Origin of the sequence: Pseudomonas sp. MYb193, from assembly GCF_002966775.1 — a bacterium.
Taxonomy (GTDB): Bacteria; Pseudomonadota; Gammaproteobacteria; order Pseudomonadales; family Pseudomonadaceae; genus Aquipseudomonas; species Aquipseudomonas paracarnis.
The window spans coordinates 5,735,778-5,754,987 of sequence record NZ_CP023269.1 but is presented as its reverse complement, the minus strand read 5'-3'; the positions used below and the strand labels follow the sequence as shown (position 1 = coordinate 5,754,987).

The window sequence follows — 19,210 nt, the reverse complement described above, 5'->3', positions numbered from 1 at the left end:
TGATTGATGCCTCTCCACATTCGCTCCTAAGGTACAGCCCACGACAGCAAACCCCGTGGAGCGACCATGACAACAACCATCACCCCCGACTCGCGCTGGACGCGGCGGCGCGACGAGAAGCAGCGGCGGCTCGGGCTGGTCAAACAGTATGCAGACGGGGCGGTGTTGCCCAGTGACAAGATCGTCGAGGCCCTTGAAGCCTTGATCCTCCCCGGCGACCGCGTGGTGCTGGAGGGCAACAACCAGAAGCAGGCCGATTTTCTCTCGCGCTCCCTGGCCAAGGCCGACCCGGCCAAGCTCCACGATTTGCACATGATCATGCCCAGTGTCGGGCGCTCCGAGCACTTGGATTTGTTCGAGAAAGGCATCGCCCGCAAGCTCGACTTTTCCTTCGCCGGCACCCAATCCCTGCGCATCAGCCAGTTGCTGGAAGACGGCCTGCTGGAAATCGGCGCGATCCACACCTACATAGAACTTTACGCCCGGCTGGTGGTGGACCTGATCCCCAACGTGGTGCTCTCCGCTGGTTTCATGGCTGACCGGGCCGGTAACATTTACACCGGCGCCAGCAACGAAGACACCCCGGCGCTGATCGAGCCCGCCGCCTTCAGCGATGGCATCGTCATCGTGCAAGTCAACCAGTTGGTGGATGACGTCACCGACTTGCCCCGCGTCGACATCCCCGCAAGCTGGGTCGATTTCGTGGTGGTGGCCGACAAGCCGTTCTACATCGAACCGCTGTTCACCCGCGACCCGCGCCATATCAAGCCGGTGCATGTGTTGATGGCGATGATGGCGATCCGTGGCATCTACGAAAAACACAATGTGCAGTCGCTCAACCATGGCATTGGCTTCAACACCGCCGCCATCGAATTGATCCTGCCCACCTACGGCGAATCCCTGGGCCTCAAAGGCAAGATCTGCCGCAACTGGACCCTCAACCCGCACCCCACATTGATCCCGGCGATTGAAAGCGGTTGGGTGCAAAGCGTGCATTGCTTCGGCACCGAACTGGGCATGGAAAACTATATTGCCGCACGCCCGGATGTGTTCTTCACCGGCCGCGATGGCTCGATGCGCTCCAACCGCATGTTCTGCCAACTCGCCGGCCAATACGCCGTGGACCTGTTTATCGGCGCCACCCTGCAAGTGGATGGCGACGGGCATTCCAGCACCGTGACCCGTGGCCGCCTCGCAGGTTTCGGTGGCGCGCCGAACATGGGCCACGACCCACGGGGCCGCCGTCATGGCACACCAGCCTGGCTGGATATGCGCCACGACGATGCGCCTGAGGCCTTGCTTGAACGCGGCAAAAAACTCGTGGTGCAAATGGTCGAGACCTTCCAGGAAGGCGGCAAACCGACCTTTGTCGACACCCTCGACGCGGTGGAAGTGGCCCGCAAAAGCGGTATGCCCCTGGCGCCGATCATGATCTACGGTGACGACGTCACCCACTTGCTCACCGAAGAAGGCATCGCCTACCTGTACAAGGCGCGCTCCCTGGAAGAACGTCAGGCAATGATCGCCGCCGTCGCCGGGGTGACCGCCATCGGTATGCGCCACAACCCCAAGGACACTGCGCGCATGCGCCGCGAAGGCTTGATTGCCTTGCCCGAAGACTTGGGTATTCGCCGCACCGACGCCACCCGCGAGTTGTTGGCCGCCAAGAGCGTGGCCGACCTGGTGGACTGGTCCGGTGGCCTCTACAACCCGCCCGCCAAATTCAGGAGCTGGTAAATGCGCGCGCTCAAACAGCATGAACTGAGCCTGGCCGATCGCCTGGCGGATATGGCCGTGGATGCGCTGATCGACGAAGCGGATTTGTCGCCTAAACCTGCCCTGGTAGACCGGCGCGGTAACGGCGCCCACAGCGATTTGCACCTGGGGCTGATGCACGCCTCGGCGCTGTCGCTGTGGCCGATGTTCAAGGAAATGGCCGAGGCCGCGCTCGACATCGGCGAAGTCGGCCTGCCCCTGCGCGAAGCGCTCGGGCGTATTGGCCGGGAAGGTGAGCAGGCCATGCTCGCCACCACCCAGGGCGTGAACACCCATCGCGGTGCGATCTGGGCCCTGGGGTTGCTCACCGCTGCGGCGGCCCTGGAGCCGCGCACCATAACCCTGACCGCCGCCAAGCTGGCCCTGCTCAACGACCGCTTCGCCCCGCAGCCCATGAGCCATGGTGCCCAGGTTGCGCAGCGCTACGGCGCACGCGGTGCCCGTGAAGAAGCCCAGCTCGGTTTTCCCTCGGTGATGCAGCGCGGCCTGCCGCAACTGCACAAGAGCCGCCGCGAAAACGCCGGTGAGCAGAACGCCCGGCTGGATGCTTTGCTGGCGATCATGACGGACCTGGCAGACACCTGCGTGCTCTACCGCGCCGGTACCGAAGGCCTGGCTGCCATGCAACAGGGCGCCCAGGCCGTGCTCGACGCCGGTGGCAGCGCAACCCTGGCCGGACGCCGCCAACTGCATGAACTGGACCTGCAACTGCTGGCCTTGAATGCCTCCCCCGGCGGCGCCGCCGACCTGTTGGCCGCCTGCCTGTTTATCGACCGCCTCGACGGAGCGTTGTGATGGAAACCTTATCCTTTGAATTCCCCGCCGGGCAGCCCCCCAAAGGCCGTGCGCTGGTGGGTTGCGTCGGCTCGGGCGACCTGGAAGTGCTGCTGGAGCCGGGCACGCCCGGCACCTTGACCATCCAGGTGCAAACCTCGGTCAATGGCGCGCAGCAACGCTGGCAGCACCTGTTCGAACGCATCTTCCAGGAGCAGACGCCACCGGCCCTGAACATTGATATCCACGACTTCGGTGCCACGCCCGGTGTGGTGCGCTTGCGATTGGAGCAAGGTTTCGAGGAGGTCGGCCATGACTGACTTACTCGCTAAACACAGCTTTGTCGAACTTGGCGCCCGGCAGCGCGCCAAGGCGCTGTTGGATGCGGGCACCTTCCGCGAGTTGATCGACCCGTTCCAGCGGGTCATGTCGCCGTGGCTCAGCCGCCAGGGCGTGGTGCCCCAGGCCGATGATGGTGTGGTGATCGCCAAGGGCAGCATCGGCGCCAAGCCTGTGGTGATTGCCGCGATCGAGGGTAATTTCCAGGGCGGCAGCCTGGGTGAAGTTGGCGGCGCGAAAATCGCGGGCGCCTTGGAGCTGGCGGCCGAAGACAACCGCAACGGCATCCCCACCTGCGCGGTGCTACTGCTGGAAACGGGCGGCGTGCGCTTGCAGGAAGCCAACCTGGGCCTGGCTGCCATTGCCGACATTCATGCGGCGATTGTCGACCTGCGCCAGTACCAGCCAGTGATCGGCGTGGTGGCCGGCAGTGTCGGTTGCTTTGGGGGCATGTCCATCGCGGCTGGCTTGTGCAGTTACCTGGTGGTCACTCGCGAAGCACGCCTGGGCTTGAATGGCCCGCAGGTGATCGAGCAGGAGGCTGGCCTGGAGGAATACGACTCCCGCGACCGCCCCTTTATCTGGAGCCTTACCGGTGGCGAGCAGCGCTTCAACAGTGGCTTGGCCGACCGTTATGTGGCCGACGATGTGGCGCAGATCCAGCAGACCGTCAGCACACTGTTGCAGCAGGGCGTGCCCGCACAACCGCGCAGCCGGCGCGCTGATTTTTACCTGGCGCGCCTGGCCGAACTGGACGCGAGCGCGCAAATCGAGCCGGCGACGGTTCGCGCGCTGTATCAGGGAGAACGCTCATGAGAGGCTTGCAGTGGTTCAACGCATTGAGCGCCAACGCAACGCCGGTCGAAGGTTTGCCGGGCTCATTGAAAGTGGCGGATGGTGTGTTGGGTGAACAGGCGGTGCGCTATATCGCCGTGGTCCCCGACCCGCACAACCGCTTCCCCCGCGCCCGCAATGGCGAAGTCGGCCTACTGGAAGGCTGGGGCTTGGCCAAGGCTGTGGACGAAGCCATCGCCCGGGGTGACAAGCGCCCCATCATCGCTATCGTCGACGTACCCAGCCAAGCCTATGGTCGTCGCGAAGAAGCCCTTGGCATTCATCAGGCCTTGGCCGCCGCCGCTGACAGCTACGCTCGCGCTAGGCTCGCCGGCCACCCGGTGATCGCCCTGCTGGTGGGCAAGGCCATGTCGGGGGCGTTCCTCGCCCACGGCTACCAGGCTAATCGCCTGATCGCCCTGCGCGACCCGGGCGTGATGGTGCATGCCATGGGCAAAGCCTCGGCCGCCCGGGTGACCTTGCGCAGCGTCGAAGAATTGGAAACCCTGGCCGCCAGCGTGCCGCCGATGGCCTACGACATCGACAGCTATGCCAGCCTGGGGTTGCTGTGGGAGACGTTGTCAGTCACCCAGATTGAACACCCCACGGCGGATGACGTGGCGCGAGTCAGCGATTGCCTGGTGCAGGCGGTCAAGGATATCGGCAGTACCGACTTGAGCTCACGCCTCGGCGCCACCAACCGAGCCGCCTCCAGCCGAGTGCGCCAGCTGTTGCGGGAGCAATGGTGAACGCCCACGACTTGCTCTGGGGCATGACCCTGGCGCATCTGCCTGCCGATGCCCCGGCCTGGGTGCGGGACGCGATCCGTGCCGGGCATCCGGTAGTGGTGCGGCGTGCCATCGCCGAGCCGGGCCATGTGGCGGTCGGTGTGCGTGGGCGTTTGCGTGAGCAGCGTTTTGCCGCCCGGATGCCCGTGGCGGCGGTGCAACGGCGGGTGGCTCCGCAAGCTTTGCGAGCGGTGGTCTCACCTCGGGATTTACCGGCGCTGCGGGCCCTCGATCAACTGCGGCCGGTGCTGGCGCAGCAAGACTGGGGCGTCAGCGGCAGTGCCGGGTTTGAATTGGCCAGTGGCATTGAAGCGCTGCATGCCAACAGTGACCTGGATTTGATTCTGTGCACGGCCAAGCCCCTGGATCGTAGCGAGGCGCGAGCGCTGTTGGCGATTCTGGACACCGCGCCCTGTGCCGTCGACCTGCAACTGCAAACCCCTTTCGGCGCCGTCGCCTTGCGCGAATGGGCCGGCCCCTCACGCCGTGTACTGCTCAAGACCGTCAGCGGTGCGCACCTTGTGCTCGACCCTTGGCAGGCCGTGGCATGAGTAGCCTTCTGGTGTTTCCGGGGCAGGGCGCCCAACGCAGCGGCATGCTCCAGGCGTTGCCGGCCGACATTCTGCAAGAGGCCAGCGATGCCCTGGGTGAAGACGTTCGTCGGCTCGACTCGGCGCAGGCGCTTGAATCGACGCGGGCTGTGCAACTGTGCCTGTTGATCGCCGGCGTGGCTCATGCCCGGCGATTAGAGTGCACGCCGAATTATGTGGCGGGCCTGTCCATCGGCGCCTACCCAGCCGCGGTGATGGCCGGGGCCCTGGACTTCGCTGATGCGATAAAACTGGTCAGCCTGCGGGGCGAACTGATGCAGCAGGCTTATCCACAGGGCTATGGCATGACGGCGCTGATCGGCCCTGATCTTTCCAGCGTCGAGGCCTTGCTGGCGGATATCCACAGCCCGCATACGCCGGTGTACCTGGCCAATATCAATGCCGACAACCAGACCGTCATCGCCGGCAGCAACGAGGCGATGAAGCGAGTTGCCGAGCGCATCAAAGGCAACGGTGTCGCCAAGCGCTTGGCCGTCAGCGTGCCGTCTCACTGCCCGTTGCTGGAGCAACCCGCCCAGGCACTGTTCCAAGCCTTCGTCCCACTCAAGGCGCCGCGCATTACTTACCTGAGCAGCACCCGCGCGCGACCTATCCACAACCCCGAACAACTGCGTGACGACCTGGCCTTCAATATGTGCCGCGTCGTCGATTGGCGCGGCACCGTGCAAAGCGCCTACGAGCGCGGTGTGCGCCTGCAAATCGAACTGCCTCCGGGCGCGGTGCTCACCGGTCTGTCACGCCGTGTTTTCGAACAAGGCACGGTGATCGCCTGCGAAGGCGCCCGCCTGGATACCTTGCAGGCCCTGCTGCAAGAGGAGGAGCGCCGCCACCGATAACGCAGTACCCAAGGCTTTCGAAGCACAAAAACAACAATTTCGAACGAGCACTTTGAGGACAACAACCATGATTATCTACGGTGTGGCTTTTTTGGCGTTCTGCACGTTGGCAGGGCTGTTTGTGGGTGAACTGCTGGGCAAGCTGTTGGGTATTCCGGCCAACGTCGGCGGGGTGGGTATTGCCATGCTGCTGTTGATCGGCCTGGGCAGCTACCTGAGCAAACGCGGCCTGTTTACCGGCAAGTCAGAGCAAGGCGTGAGTTTCTGGGCTGCGATCTATATCCCGATTGTGGTGGCGATGGCCGCCCAGCAAAACGTGTATGGCGCGATCAGCGGTGGGCCTATGGCGATTCTGGCCGGGACCCTCGCCGTGGTGCTTGGCTTTGCCCTGGTGCCCGTGCTGGTGCGTATCGGTAACCGCGAGCCGGTTGCGGTTGCTCCCACTAAAGAAGCGGGGTGATCGCCATGTACGAATCGATGATGAAAGTGATCACCGGCTACGGCTTGATCAGTGGTTTCGCCGTGATCGGCCTGACCATGTGGGTGTCTTATTGGATCTCCGATACCTTCACCAAGGGCCGCCTGCATGGTTCGGCCATTGCCATTTTGCTGGGGTTGGCGCTGTCGTATGTGGGCGGTGCGTTTACGGGTGGTTCCAAGGGCGTGGTGGATATTCCACTGTTGTCGGGCATCGGTTTGCTGGGCGGTGCGATGCTGCGCGACTTTGCCATTGTCGCCACGGCGTTTGGCGTGAGTGTCGATGAGCTCAAACGCGCCGGCTTCGTGGGTGTGCTGGCGCTGTTTGTCGGCGTGGGCTCGTCGTTCGTTGCCGGGGTAGGGGTGGCGATGGCGTTCGGGTACACCGATGCGGTGAGCCTCACCACCATCGGCGCCGGGGCCGTGACCTATATCGTCGGCCCGGTGACCGGCGCGGCGATTGGGGCCAGCTCCGAGGTGATGGCGCTGTCGATTGCCGCAGGGTTGATCAAGGCCATTCTGGTGATGGTGATGACGCCGTTCGTGGCGCCGCTGATCGGGCTGAACAACCCACGCAGCGCGGTGATCTTCGGTGGCTTGATGGGCACCTCCAGCGGCGTGGCGGGCGGCCTGGCGGCGACTGATCCGAAGCTGGTGCCTTATGGGTGTTTGACCGCGGCGTTCTATACGGCGCTGGGGTGTTTGCTGGGGCCGTCGTTGTTGTTTTTGCTGATGCGTGGGTTGGTGGGCTGACGGGTCGGGCCTCATCGCAGCATAGGTATCTACACAACTTCGGCACGACGCTAAATCTGTGGCGAGGGAGCTTGCTCCCGTGACGGCCTGGCAGCCGACACAGATATAACTGATGCCCCGCGATCCAATGTGGGAGCTGGCTTGCCTGCGAAGACGGCCTGACAGTCAACACAGTTGGACCGTGTACATATCCATTCCTGCGGTAACGGCCACTTAGGGTTCCGCCCTGACGGCGGCTCACTTTCGAAAAGCGCGAAAGTAAGCAAAGCGCTCTTGCCCCACCACTCGGCACCTCGCTTAGGCTCGGTGTGCCCGTAATCCGCCAGTGATTTGGGGGGCCGCCGCCACGCGCCATCCATGGCGCGGGGCGGCTAAACCGGCATCCCTGCCGGTTTACCCCCCAAATCCCTGTCGAATTCCGGCCAGCGTGGTTTAACGGGGCGCCTAAGATCAAAAGCAGATCAAGATCAAGAGCGGCTCGCTTCGCATCGTGGTTACCGTTGAGCTAACAGAGTTATGTAGATACCTATGCTCATCGCAGGCAAGCCAGCTCTACAGGCGATCTCGGTCCCTTGTGGGAGCTGGCTTGCCTGCGATGGCGGCCTCAAGCCTGGCGATTGGCATACATCCGACACTCCGCCAACAACGCCAGCAAGTTCGGATCGCGCTCCTTGGCTTTCAGGAACACCACACCGATCTGCTGTTGCAAGCGATACCTGGGCTGCAGCGGTATCAGCTTCACGCGGTTCTCATACACCGCTGCGATACGTCCTGGCAGCAGCGCATAACCCACCCCTGAACTGACCATGCTCAGCAAGGTGAAGATATCGTTCACCTGCATCGCCACCTTCGGCTCGAACCCGGCCTGATGGAACACCCGGTTGCCGTCCTGATGCGTGGCGAAGCCCTGGGTGAGGGTGATGAAGGTGGCATCGCGCACGTCGGCCAGGTCGATTTCCTGATCGCGGTCCAGGGGCGAATCGGCCGGGGTGGCGAGGAAGATGTCATCGCTGAACAGCGCGATCTGCTCGCAGTCGGGGTCGTGGGCGTGTTCGTCGAGGGAGATGAGGATCGCGTCCACTTCCATGTTCTTGAGCTTATAGAGCAGGTCGAAGTTGGAGCCCAGGATCAGGTCGATATTCAGTTCGCTGCGCCGGATTTTCAGGCCCATGATCAATTGCGGCACGGTCTTGACCGTCAGCGAATACAGCGAGCCGAGCTTGAAACGTTCGGCCGAGAACCCGGCGGCTTCGCGGGTAAGGCGCACGCTGTCGACCACATCAGCCACCAGTTTCTGCGCACGCTCTTCGAGCACGTAGGCGCTTTCCAGCGGGGTGAGGTTGCGCCCTTCGTGTTTGAACAGCGGGCAGCGCAGGGCACTTTCCAGGGAGTGAATGGCGCGGTGCACGCTGACATTGCTGGTTTGCAACTCGGCGGCGGCGCGGGCCAGGTTGCCGGTGCGCATGAACGCCAGGAAGATCTCCAGCTTCTTGAGGGTGAATTCTTCGTCGATCAGCATGGCCTTGGGCTCTTGTTCGATTGCACTCGATTGTGCCCGTAAACGCGACTGTCGTCGCCGGAACGTCACGTGCCGCTTGCACTCTGATGCGCAAGGCTGGACGCTTGTCCGCCTGTTCTTGAGGGTTACGGGAGGTCAATGGCAGATGTACCACGGGGAACGATTCAACGCCTGGAGCCATTTGCTCGGTGCAGTCGCGGCCTGTATTGGCGCCGTGTGGATGTTGGTAGTGGCGAGCCTTGACGGCAGCCCCTGGAAGATCGTCAGCGTGGCGATTTATGGCTTTACCCTGATGGTGCTGTACAGCGCGTCGACGGTTTACCACAGCGTGCGGGGGCGGCGAAAAGCGATCATGCAGAAGGTCGATCACTTTTCCATTTACCTGTTGATAGCCGGCAGTTATACGCCATTCTGCCTGGTGACCCTGCGCGGGCCGTGGGGCTGGACGTTGTTCGGGATTGTGTGGGGGCTGGCGGTGATCGGCATCCTGCAGGAGATCAAGCCGCGGTCGGAGGCGCGGATTTTGTCCATCGTGATCTACGCCGTGATGGGCTGGATCGTACTGGTAGCGGTCAAGCCGCTGATGGCGGCATTGGGCACGGCAGGGTTTATCTGGTTGGCGTCCGGTGGGGTGCTGTACACCGTAGGCATTATCTTTTTTGCCCTGGAGGATCGCTTGCGCCATTCCCACGGCATCTGGCATTTGTTTGTGATTGGCGGCAGCCTGCTGCATTTTGTGGCGATCATGCATTACGTGCTCTGATTGTGGGAGGGGGCAAGCCCGGCTCCCACACTTAAAGGCGTTCCAGTAACGCCTGGGCGCGGCTACCAAAAATCTCTAGCAACTTGGCCAGCATATGCGGTGGAGGTTCGTTGGCACGGGTCAGCGCGTAGAGGGTGATCGGCAGCGGCGGGGTGAGCGTTCGGATATGTGTGGTGGCGGTTGAGGCACCCAACGCCGTGAACGGATCGATCACGGTCAGGCCCGCGCCGGATTCGACCATCGCGCGGGCCAGTGAGTAGGTCTGCACCGAGATCGTCACGCGTGGTGGCGGGTCGACGCTTTCCAGATAACTCTCCAGCTTGGCGGCCAGCGGGTCTGCGCTGGAGAGGCCGATCAAGGGCGCACCGGCCAGTTCGGCCAACGGCAGGGGCTGATGCCGTTCGGCATCGGGCCAATAGCCTTTGGACGCCAATGCCACCAGCACGCCGTTGGCCAGTACTTGAGTGGTAAGCCCCGGATGCCCGGAAAAGTTGAGCGTCAGCGCCAGGTCGATCTCGCGCATCAACAGCTTTTGCACCAGCTCGTGGCTATGGTCACTGGACAATTCACAGGCAATGTCCGGGTAATCGCGCCTCCATTCCAGGACCGCCGGCGGTAGCAGCGCCAGCGCCAGCGCCGGGATTGCGCCGATGCGAATGCTTTGTCCCGGTTCGCGGCGCAAACTTTTCGCCAGGCGCCGCACGCCTTGCAGGCTTGCGCTGACTTTCTCGACTTCGCGTTCCAGCGCCAGTGCTTCCGGGGTGGGTTGCAATTTACCCCGTACCCGCAGGAATAACGCAAAGCCCAGCTGCATTTCGGCGTGCTGCAACACTTTGGTCACCGCCGGTTGCGAGACGTGCAGCAACTGCGCGGCGGCACTGATCGAGCCAGTCTGGCGAATGGCCTGGAAGATTTCGATATGACGCAAGCGCATGGCAGGTCCATAACCTTTGTTTATAGGTGACCCATCTTTATTCATTGTCGGTGGTCTGTCACCTGCGCCTACGCTTGGCCTTCAGTTAATCAACGGTCCGGGGGCTGGGATGGCGAGGCAGGTTTGCATCATCGGTGGTGGGGTCATCGGCCTGGCCAGTGCTTACGCACTGGTGCGGGCCGGCCACGAGGTCACGGTGATAGACGCCCGTGACTCCCTGGGCAGCGAAACCAGTTTTGCCAACGGTGGGCAACTGTCCTATCGCTATGTTGCGCCACTGGCTGACGCGGGCGTGCCCTTGCAGGCAATCGGGTGGTTGCTGCGGGGCGACTCGCCCTTGAAGTTGCGACCCCGCCTCGACCCACAGCAATGGCGTTGGATGGCGGCCTTTATCGGCGCTTGCCGGGGTTCGGTCAATAAGCGTAACGGTGCCCATCTTCTGCGCCTGGCTACCCTGAGTCAGAGCACGTTACAGCAGTGGCGCGAGGATGATCGCCTGGGCGACTTCGACTGGAGACGCAACGGCAAGCTGGTGATGTTTCGCAGCGCCAGCACCTTTGAACATGCCCGCGCCAAGGTCACAAATTTCCTGCAGCAACAAGTGTTGTCGTCTGTTGAGTGCGCTCGCCTGGAGCCCGCACTGGCGGCCGGTGGCTTTGTCGGCGGCATCTACACGCCGAACGAGGAAGTGGGGGATTGCCACGCTTTTTGCCGGCAATTGGCGGCCCGGCTTGAGGCGTCGGGGCGTTGCAGGTTCTTGCTCGGGCGCAAGGTCACCGGGCTGCGCCATGCTGGCGGTGCGGTGCAGGCCATCGAACTGGGTGACGAGGTGATGCCGGTCGAACAGTTGGTCCTGGCGGCCGGTTATCGCAGCGCTGAGTTGGCACTGCCGGGGCTGTCACTGCCCTTATATCCGCTCAAGGGGTACAGCCTGAGCGTGCCGATTGGCCCGCAACACAAGGCGCCGAATGTGAGCATCACCGACTACGACCGCAAGATCGTCTACGCGCGCCTTGGCGAGCAACTGCGGGTCGCGGCCATGGTGGATATTGTGGGATTCGATGCCGGCCTCGAGCCTTCGCGCCTGGCGTTGATAAAGCGCCAGGCAGTAGAGACATTTCCCCATGCAGCTGACTACGCGCACGCGCTCGAATGGGCTGGCATGCGCCCGGCCACGCCAACGGGCGTGCCGCTGATTGGTGCCAGTAGCTATCGCAACCTGTGGCTGAACCTGGGCCACGGCGCGCTTGGCTTTACCCTGGCCTGCGGCAGCGGCCAACTGCTGGCCGAATTGATCGACCAGCGCACCCCTTCCATTGATATGCAGGGCCTGACGCCCCGCGCCGCTTGAGGATGCAGCCGTGACCATTACCCGAATCAACAGCAACGAACGACTCAGCGGTGCCGTGACGTTCAAGGAACTGGTGTTCCTGTCGGGCCAGGTGCCGGGCGACGGCCTGGATGTGGCTACCCAGACCCGGGAAGTGCTTGCCAGAATCGACACGCTGTTGGCCGAGGCGGGCAGCGATAAGGACCACTTGCTCAACGCGACGATTTACCTGAAGGACATCGCTGCCGGTTTTACGCCGATGAATGAAGTCTGGTCCGCATGGCTCTCGCCAGGCATGGCGCCCACGCGCACTACCTTGCAGGCAGAGCTGGCGCGGCCGAGTGTGCTGGTGGAAATCAGCGTGATCGCAGTCCGTAAATAACCTCAAATACCCACGGAGAATAACAATGAAAACAATCCTGTTGACCGGCTGCGCGCTGGGGCTTTTGTTGAACGCACAGGCCCATGCAACCGAAGCGCCGCTGGAGGGCACTTTGAGCAAGATCGCCAGCGCCAAGTCCATCACCCTGGGCTACCGTGATGCGTCGGTGCCGTTTTCCTACGTGGGGGATAACAGTGGTAAACCGATGGGCTACTCGGTGGACCTGGCAAACAAGATTGTCGAGCGTATTCAGCAGAAAACCGCATTGGGCGACCTCAAGGTGAAGTACAACCTGGTGACGTCCCAAACCCGCATCCCGCTGGTGCAGAACGGCACTGTCGACCTGGAGTGCGGCTCCACCGGCGTGACGGCTGAGCGGCAGAAGCAGGTGGCATTCTCCTACGGGTTTATCTACGTAAAGGGCCAGTTGCTCACGGCCAAGAACAGCGGGATCAAAGGCTTTGCCGACCTTGCGGGCAAGAATGTGGTGACCACTGCCGGCACCACCAATGAGCGCTTTCTCAAAAGTTATAACGCTGAACACAAAGCCAATATGTTCGTGATCAGCGCCAAGGACCATGGCGAAGCGTTCAAGATGCTCGAGACTGGCCGGGCGGTAGCGTTCTATATGGACGACGCGTTGCTCTACGGCGAGCGCGCCAAGGCCAAGGACCCGCATCACTGGGTGGTCGTCGGCGAGGAGCAGTCGCGGGAGATCTACAGCTGCATGGTGCGCAAGGATGACCCGCAGTTTCTGGCTGTGGTCAACGAAACCCTGGGCGATCTGTACCGCTCGGGAGAGATCAACGGGATTTACCAGCGCTGGTTCGAGCAGCCGATTCCGCCCAAGGGCTTGAACCTGGAGTTCCCGATGACCAGCGAGTTGAAAGCGATCATCGCCAAGCCGGTGAGTGACCCAGTGGAGTAAGCCTGGGGTAACCCGATAAAACTGTGTGTGGCTTGCCTGCGATAGCGGTGGTTCAGGCAGTTAATCTGCAACTGACAGACCGCTATCGCAGCATAGGTATCTACACAACTTCGAGGCGACGCTGGACCTGTGGCGAGGGAGCTTGCTCCCGTGACGGCCTGACATCTGACGCTGATCTAACTGACGCACCGCGATCAAAATGTGGGAGCTGGCTTGCCTGCGAAGACGGCCTGGCAGCCAACTGGGATGTTGGATCAGAGCGCGTACATATCCGTTATTTAGGTAACGGCCACTTAGTGTTCAGCGGCGGCTCACTTTGCAAAAGCGGCAAAGTAAGCAAAACGCTCTTGCCCCAACTATCTCCACGCCGGTGCAAAAGCTACCAGTTTGGATACATCCATAAGCAAGGATATTTTATAGCCTTCCCGAATGCGAGCGCATTGCGGTGCATCGCGCTGATTGATGGCGGCCGCTCACGGGATCTCTAAACGGCCTATTGTTCTGCGTTTAAAGTTTCTGCTGATAGCTAAGCGACTTCGACATCCGTATCTGCCGCGTTCAATAGCATTTCCAATGCTTCGTAACCCTCATCGCGCCGCATCAGAAAGCCAACGATATCTTCCGCGTTGAAAGTGAATGGCTCGGTAATCAAGACTGTTCTGAAGAACGTGTTGGCGAGGACGATGCCTCCCTGGTTTAGAAATCTTTGTTCGTTCTCGCCGGCGAGTTGCTCAAAGAAAACCGACAACAGTGCAGTGGCGAGCGGGCGCATGTCGATTGACGAGGACGATAGTTCCCAGTGCCAGCGCCCCTTGGTTGGGCAGAACGTTGGAGCGTCATCGTTGAGCATGTAGTTCCAGTTATCGCTTTCCCACATCCACTGCGGCGCGAGCAATAGTTGGGGTGCTGCATCTTCTCGATAAACCATCACCTCGTGGGTGCGGCCATTGCCCCAGATCGTCACTGGGCGCTTGCGCAGGAAGTTCAGCGCACGCTGGCGTAATTTGAAGGCGGCCAGTTGGGCGGTGATGCCTTTTTGTACCTTTGCCGGTGTCATCCCTTCGGCAGCACTCATTAAGGCCATTCCGATATCGATGTTCAGTTGGTGTAATGGCTGCAGATTCAGGTATAGCCGACCAGCCAAAGGCTCAGGAAGTTTGTCGATGCATCCGCTTTCAAGAATGAGCGGGACGATCCGTACTCCAGGCTCGTCGGCAATCTTGGTCAGCATCTGCAGCTCGCGATAGAGGCCTGAGCCCTCTTGGTGAGCGGCCCTTACATAATCCTGATCGCATAGGCAGAGGACCAGTATCGGACGCTTGGTCAGCGCCTGGGCAATAACGCCGTCGATCGATTCGCCATAGGCAATGCTGTCTCGATCCCAAAATACGTCGTGGTTCCAGTCCAAACTGCTGACGATGCGCTGGCGTACCCATTCCTTGTTTTCTAATCCATTGCCCCATGCGTAGGAGATGAAGATCGAGCCGCGGTTTTCGACTTCTGTCATTTTTTACTCTTTGGGATGTATTGAGGGGGCAGCAACCAGGCCACCTTGCTGGATTGACGGCAGTGGAACGAGCATCAATGAAGGGAAACCAATCCACCCACTTAGTCTCTGCACGTTTGAAATTTCCTGATCTCGTCATGAAAAATAAAACGGCCACCGCCTCTCTGGAGTAGTGCTCCAGCAGAGAGTCGGAGATCCGCTCTTGAAATTTGCGCTGCTCCTTGATGTCCTGATATCTGTCTCGCAGATAACAACCCCGATAACCCAGCACGTGTCGCCCGATTTCTTCGACTTCATCATCATCAATGAGGGCCACCACGCGCCTGCAGATACGTGGCGAAAGAGAACCGCCGGCTAGTGACCCGCTTCGACAAGCTCGCGACAAGCTATGCAGCCGTGGTCTCACTGGCCCGTCCCATGCGGTGTTTGCGACATCTCTCTTCGTACAGAGCCTAAAGTACAAAGCTCAGGGCGTCCTCGGAAGGAGACATCTTGGAAGCTCGGGATCTCTACTTCAGCAGTGCACAAGATCTGGCATATGCCAGCGGGGAAGCCATGAGGGCTTGAGGCTACGCTAGGCAATCAACCTAGGCGTTCTTGAAAAGCGGCTTCCACTCAATCGTTTTGCCACCCCACTGAACAGGGCCACTGCCCCACAGTAATGGAAGGCTGGCTTTTGGCACAGAGTGGCCGAATGCGTGAGTCAGCCCCAGACCATGCATACCCAGGGCACAGTTATCCAGCTTCTCGTCAGGCCACATGTCCCAGTCCTTCAGGGTCTTCATTTGAGTGAGATAATTGACCCATAATTGACGACCTAGCGAATTGCAGAACAAGCGAGCATTTTCGCACTGATCAGGTGTAAGCGCGGAAGACAAGCTGCTGATCAGGAATGGATTAATGTCGCCGGCCATGGGCCCGTTCGCACGCAGCCCGTCAATCGGGAACGCCGGGTCACCGATTTTCGTCAGCAGTGTCGGCGATGCCAACTCCAATGGGCTAGCACTGAATATGGAGATATTGTTGAGGCCTTCGTCCTGCAGGTAGCGCCTTACCATGGCTTCGCCATAGTCAGTACTCATGCCGAAGACCAGAGTAAGCGACACCCCCTTCAGAAGGCTAGGATCGTCGAGTGGCTTGGTCTTTTCTCGACCAGCCCGCCGGCCAAGAAGACTGTCAAACACACCGATGAGCTCAGTACCACTCCACAGCCCGTCCTCAACCACCACTACATTGCCATTCGGAAATTTCGCAATGGCATCGGCAGGTGAATCAAGTAGCTCTAGATCTGGACGCCTCTTATTCAACAGATTCGCCAGGATGTCTCCGCTTTTGACCGCGCCGCGACGATCCTTGTTAAATGCAGCGATCTCAGCGTCCATCACTGGGGAGTTCATGAAAATCTCACCCAATTCTGGCGCGGTCATCAATGCCACCCTCGCCAGGATCGCGTCAGCCAACCAAGAGAGCTTTCCTAGACGACCGAACTGACCTTTCCACGCGGTTAGCGCATTGATGTCGATCAGCGAGTGAGTCCAGTTGGAAATGATGCTGAGCGCTGCGGCATCAATCGACAAACCACAATTGGCAATGATCTTTGCCAACTGTGGTTTAGCTTGCCCACCGGCAGGAAAAACCTTCGCGAGTTCCTGCGCATTGTAAAGCTGGAATTCTGCCTGCTGGGTTTTGAGAAACCCCTTGAGCCTCAACTCCCTTTCGATGTCATGCGTAGCGCAGATCAAGTAGCCCTGCCGTGCTCCAGCAGGCATCTGGTCTTGCAACACCTTCATGATTTCGTAGTGGAAGTGCTGAGGGTTAACCTCAAGATTGAGATCCACCTCGATGCGACGAATGAAGCGGCTTATGGCCTGAGGATGACCATACCTGCGGATAACTTCTGAGATCTGATTAGCTTGTCGGGCTTCAGAAATAATCAACAATGGCCGCATGAATCATTCAGTCCGCTTGCTCTTGGAAAATTTCGAGCAGCAAACCTGCAGGAACGCGAATGTCTTTGAGGTCAGCGAGGGACATCTTATCAATCGCCCGGTGCATTACAGCGCGCAGTTCCTCAAGATCGTTCGACTCAGCTCCTGGTACCGCCGTAGGCGCTTCAGGCTGGCGAGCAGTCTTTGGTGCGGGCACTGCGGCTGGTTTGGCGACCGACCGAGCAGGCTTGGGACGAATATCGTTGGCGATAACAACCGCCCGAGCAGTTCCCAGGCCAGCCCTTTCAAGCTCCTCCTGTAGCCGCGCTATCACTAACTCAGTGCGCTTGATCTCCCAAGTTCGTAGGAAGTTGGCCGTGGAGCGATGCGCTCGCAGAGCAGCGATCCACTTCGAATAGAAGTTGGGATGATCGAGCGCCTCGTACAGCGCCGCTTGAAGTGGAATATCCTTCTGCTCATTAGCAAAAACCTGGGCGAGGTCGTAAAACTCATCCGAGGTCATCTTTTTGAGCAGTGTAAAATCGGCACCAAACGGCTTAGCAGACGTCGTGACGTAAGTCACACCAGCCGAGTCAACGCCAACCAGGCAATCTATCGTCGGGTTCGAGAAGCTTTCCCAGAGCTTCGCGCCTGCAGCAGGCACAAACTCGGAGTTGAATGTGATAGGACCCTGACCAGGACCGGAAACCAAGTACAGGGAATCGGAGGGTAGGGCCTCAACGAAAGACAGCAGCTCTCGAAGCTCGATATCCACGAGGCTCCGAAGATTGCCGATAAACTTGATGGATTTTGGCGAAATCGCACGCCTGATGCACTGGCCCAGTTGAGCTCCTAAGATGCTAGGGCCCTTTTTCTGGACATGTTCATTCAGGAGCGTTTGAATTTTGGCGATTTCATTGCCAGTCAAGCGAGGGTTCATATGCAAATCATGTCCTGACGGATGTTCATCTCAAGCCCGAAGGCTCGAGATGAACCATAAATATTCGTCGGATAGTAATCAGCATGCCGAAGTCCGTTTCTTCGACAAGGAAGGTCAGAAATCCCTCACGTGCCCTACTGACAAAATGTGCCAGATCTGCTTCCAACAGATTACAGAGCGTTGCCCCTTTGCGGTCACTCTTGGTCGAGGCTGTTGCGCCAAGAGAAGGAACCGTTGCAGCTCACGGTAGCCAATGTCCAAAGAAGGGTTGCTACCCCTCATGCTGACTGCGCCGAATGTGCATCTCCTAGGACTGGATGCCGACATTCGTTGGATAAACACATTCTGGAGGCCTAGCCCGGGCTTTGTCAAATATATGTGTGTGGTCTCATAGCGGCTTTGCGGTTCGCTGAGATCGTCAGAAAGCACTCCAAGCCAACGTTCGGCTTTCGAAACCAGAGTCTCGCTCAGAGCGCATTTTCAGGGCTGAATGCGGCAAAATCGCGAAAAATACCAATCTGCTGCAAGTCCACAACTCTAACCGAAGCGCGGTGGATCAGGAATCCATCAGCCCTTCCACATGAGCCCCGATGCGACGAACGGCCCCTAGGCAGCTTTCATCTTTAGCACTGTCGGTGCGGCAAGAAAGCGGATAGCTGAGCCAAGTGGGCGAGCTATCCGCAGCGACTCATTTGGAAAAGAGGTTTTCTACCATGACGCCGGAGGCACACCATCGCCTTTGGCGTCGGGGTCAGGAAAGTGAGTTGGCCGGACGGTTATCACTGTATCAACTATCCACCGACAGCATTGATCGTTCCGGTCAGTGGCAGTGGCCCAATGAACATTTGTACATTTCTGGACAGGTTGAGAGTGGCCGCATGAAAAGGCCGGTGTCACGCCAGCTAGGACAGGAGCAGCGCAAGCCGCGAAAGCCATGATTGTTCGCGCTGATGCCGAATTGACCTATATGCAGGAGCCAGGCTGACCCACCACCAGAAGTGTATAACCCGGGACAGGTGATGGTTCGGGAACTATCAGACTGGTCTGGCCTCTCTCTGCAATCGGGTCAATTCAAAACCGGCGCCCACAGCCATGCAAAAGGAAGTGTCAGATGGGAAAGAAATCTCGGGAAAAACGCGAGCGTAAGGCCGCAAAAGCAACTCTGGATTCGCAACTATGGCCTGAGGATTTCGAGTCTTTGTTCAGGCAGGCGCGCCTGATCCAGAGATCGGTGGAGAATTTCAGAAACGTATTGAACAGACTCGCCAGGTTTTTTTGCGTTACAAACGCACGGATACAGCGCTGGCCCTGTGCGCATCTGATCTGTGGCCTGCCAACGTAGCCAGCCAAGTCAAACATATGTTTGCGTGGGCGGTTCTGCTAAGAACCGAGGAGTCGGTTCTTGAAGCATTGCCTATCGAAACCTATGAAGAATTCGAGAACTTCACCAAGGCGCTTTATGCGGTTTGGCCGGAGTTTCCAATGCTTGAAAATTTCTCTCCAGAAGCTGACTGGGGTCAGACCAAAGTGAGACTGGATTCTGATTTCGTACCCATTTTCTACGGAAGCTCTATTGAGCAAATTCCGGATTTTGTGGAAGCGTTTCGCATCTCTTATGCGTGCGTCGACAAAGCTCAGATCGACATGGATTTTGTCATCACCCCGACAATGATTCCACACCGATACCGTGCAGGCCACTCTCCCACTCGGGTGCTGACACGCCAGTGCCGGCTACGGCCTTTGCCCCGTACGCGTTCTTCAACTTTACGATGAACCAGTTTGATGCGCGAC

The 19,210-nt window shown here is 59.7% G+C and carries 19 protein-coding genes and 1 pseudogene; 15 read left to right on the top strand and 5 right to left on the bottom strand.

Annotated elements, in window-relative coordinates; translation table 11 throughout:
* Positions 1 to 66 precede the first annotated feature (66 nt).
* From mdcA to madM, 9 genes are all read left to right on the top strand, one after another.
* A complete protein-coding gene (gene mdcA, locus CLM72_RS26455; RefSeq protein ID WP_105228843.1) occupies positions 67 to 1,737 on the top strand; it encodes a malonate decarboxylase subunit alpha in 1,671 nt (556 codons plus the stop codon).
* Complete coding sequence (locus CLM72_RS26450; protein ID WP_105228842.1) at positions 1,738 to 2,571, top strand: triphosphoribosyl-dephospho-CoA synthase; 834 nt, start codon at positions 1,738 to 1,740, stop codon at positions 2,569 to 2,571.
* Positions 2,571 to 2,870 (top strand): malonate decarboxylase subunit delta, encoded by a 300-nt coding sequence (locus CLM72_RS26445; protein ID WP_054897567.1) that lies wholly within the window; start codon positions 2,571 to 2,573, stop codon positions 2,868 to 2,870. The genes CLM72_RS26450 and CLM72_RS26445 overlap by 1 nt, the downstream gene beginning before the upstream one ends.
* Positions 2,863 to 3,705 (top strand): biotin-independent malonate decarboxylase subunit beta, encoded by an 843-nt coding sequence (locus CLM72_RS26440; RefSeq protein ID WP_105228841.1) that lies wholly within the window; start codon positions 2,863 to 2,865, stop codon positions 3,703 to 3,705. Before CLM72_RS26445 ends, CLM72_RS26440 begins: the two co-directional genes overlap by 8 nt.
* A complete protein-coding gene (mdcE, locus tag CLM72_RS26435) occupies positions 3,702 to 4,472 on the top strand; it encodes a biotin-independent malonate decarboxylase subunit gamma (protein ID WP_105228840.1) in 771 nt (256 codons plus the stop codon). Before CLM72_RS26440 ends, mdcE begins: the two co-directional genes overlap by 4 nt.
* Positions 4,466 to 5,062 (top strand): malonate decarboxylase holo-ACP synthase, encoded by a 597-nt coding sequence (locus CLM72_RS26430; RefSeq protein ID WP_105228839.1) that lies wholly within the window; start codon positions 4,466 to 4,468, stop codon positions 5,060 to 5,062. Before mdcE ends, CLM72_RS26430 begins: the two co-directional genes overlap by 7 nt.
* Positions 5,059 to 5,958, top strand: a complete 900-nt coding sequence (gene mdcH / locus CLM72_RS26425; RefSeq protein ID WP_105228838.1) for a malonate decarboxylase subunit epsilon — start codon at positions 5,059 to 5,061, stop codon at positions 5,956 to 5,958. Before CLM72_RS26430 ends, mdcH begins: the two co-directional genes overlap by 4 nt.
* A 67-nt stretch (positions 5,959 to 6,025) precedes the next feature.
* Positions 6,026 to 6,418, top strand: a complete 393-nt coding sequence (gene madL / locus CLM72_RS26420; RefSeq protein ID WP_057976496.1) for a malonate transporter subunit MadL — start codon at positions 6,026 to 6,028, stop codon at positions 6,416 to 6,418.
* A 5-nt stretch (positions 6,419 to 6,423) separates the two neighbouring features.
* A complete protein-coding gene (madM, locus tag CLM72_RS26415; protein ID WP_032897715.1) occupies positions 6,424 to 7,188 on the top strand; it encodes a malonate transporter subunit MadM in 765 nt (254 codons plus the stop codon).
* A 604-nt stretch (positions 7,189 to 7,792) separates the two neighbouring features.
* Here madM and CLM72_RS26405 read toward each other — a convergent pair.
* Positions 7,793 to 8,707 carry a LysR substrate-binding domain-containing protein gene (locus CLM72_RS26405; protein ID WP_105228837.1) on the bottom strand — a complete coding sequence of 305 codons (915 nt, stop codon included), beginning with the start codon at positions 8,705 to 8,707 and terminating at the stop codon, positions 7,793 to 7,795.
* Between the two features lie 145 nt (positions 8,708 to 8,852).
* Here CLM72_RS26405 and CLM72_RS26400 point away from each other — a divergent pair, with 145 nt between their 5' ends.
* Positions 8,853 to 9,470, top strand: coding sequence for a hemolysin III family protein (locus tag CLM72_RS26400; protein WP_003195019.1), 618 nt, complete (start codon positions 8,853 to 8,855; stop codon positions 9,468 to 9,470).
* 31 nt (positions 9,471 to 9,501) lie between these two features.
* Here the strand turns inward: CLM72_RS26400 and CLM72_RS26395 are convergent, their stop codons facing one another.
* On the bottom strand, positions 9,502 to 10,404 hold the full coding sequence (locus CLM72_RS26395) for a LysR family transcriptional regulator (RefSeq protein WP_105228836.1): 903 nt from the start codon (positions 10,402 to 10,404) through the stop codon (positions 9,502 to 9,504).
* Between the two features lie 109 nt (positions 10,405 to 10,513).
* On the opposite strand from CLM72_RS26395, the gene CLM72_RS26390 reads away from it, so the two are divergent.
* From CLM72_RS26390 to CLM72_RS26380, 3 genes are read left to right on the top strand one after another with little or no spacing between them, the layout of a single operon-like run.
* Complete coding sequence (locus CLM72_RS26390; protein ID WP_105228835.1) at positions 10,514 to 11,755, top strand: D-amino acid dehydrogenase; 1,242 nt, start codon at positions 10,514 to 10,516, stop codon at positions 11,753 to 11,755.
* A 10-nt stretch (positions 11,756 to 11,765) separates the two neighbouring features.
* Complete coding sequence (locus CLM72_RS26385; RefSeq protein ID WP_034128923.1) at positions 11,766 to 12,116, top strand: RidA family protein; 351 nt, start codon at positions 11,766 to 11,768, stop codon at positions 12,114 to 12,116.
* A 25-nt stretch (positions 12,117 to 12,141) separates the two neighbouring features.
* Complete coding sequence (locus CLM72_RS26380; protein ID WP_105228834.1) at positions 12,142 to 13,044, top strand: transporter substrate-binding domain-containing protein; 903 nt, start codon at positions 12,142 to 12,144, stop codon at positions 13,042 to 13,044.
* 526 nt (positions 13,045 to 13,570) lie between these two features.
* Here the strand turns inward: CLM72_RS26380 and CLM72_RS26375 are convergent.
* On the bottom strand, positions 13,571 to 14,551 hold the full coding sequence (locus tag CLM72_RS26375; RefSeq protein ID WP_105228833.1) for a toll/interleukin-1 receptor domain-containing protein: 981 nt from the start codon (positions 14,549 to 14,551) through the stop codon (positions 13,571 to 13,573).
* Between the two features lie 339 nt (positions 14,552 to 14,890).
* On the opposite strand from CLM72_RS26375, the pseudogene CLM72_RS29410 reads away from it, so the two are divergent.
* Positions 14,891 to 15,007 (top strand): annotated as a pseudogene (locus CLM72_RS29410) (IS5/IS1182 family transposase); the annotation flags it as partial.
* Between the two features lie 131 nt (positions 15,008 to 15,138).
* Here the strand turns inward: CLM72_RS29410 and CLM72_RS26365 are convergent.
* Positions 15,139 to 16,500 carry a hypothetical protein gene (locus CLM72_RS26365; RefSeq protein ID WP_105228832.1) on the bottom strand — a complete coding sequence of 454 codons (1,362 nt, stop codon included), beginning with the start codon at positions 16,498 to 16,500 and terminating at the stop codon, positions 15,139 to 15,141.
* Positions 16,501 to 16,507: 7 nt separating this feature from the next.
* Complete coding sequence (locus CLM72_RS26360; protein WP_105228831.1) at positions 16,508 to 17,419, bottom strand: hypothetical protein; 912 nt, start codon at positions 17,417 to 17,419, stop codon at positions 16,508 to 16,510.
* 1,275 nt (positions 17,420 to 18,694) lie between these two features.
* Between CLM72_RS26360 and CLM72_RS26350 the strand changes: the two genes are divergently transcribed.
* Positions 18,695 to 19,192, top strand: a complete 498-nt coding sequence (locus CLM72_RS26350) for a hypothetical protein (protein ID WP_146120439.1) — start codon at positions 18,695 to 18,697, stop codon at positions 19,190 to 19,192.
* The last annotated feature ends 18 nt before the right edge of the window (positions 19,193 to 19,210 follow it).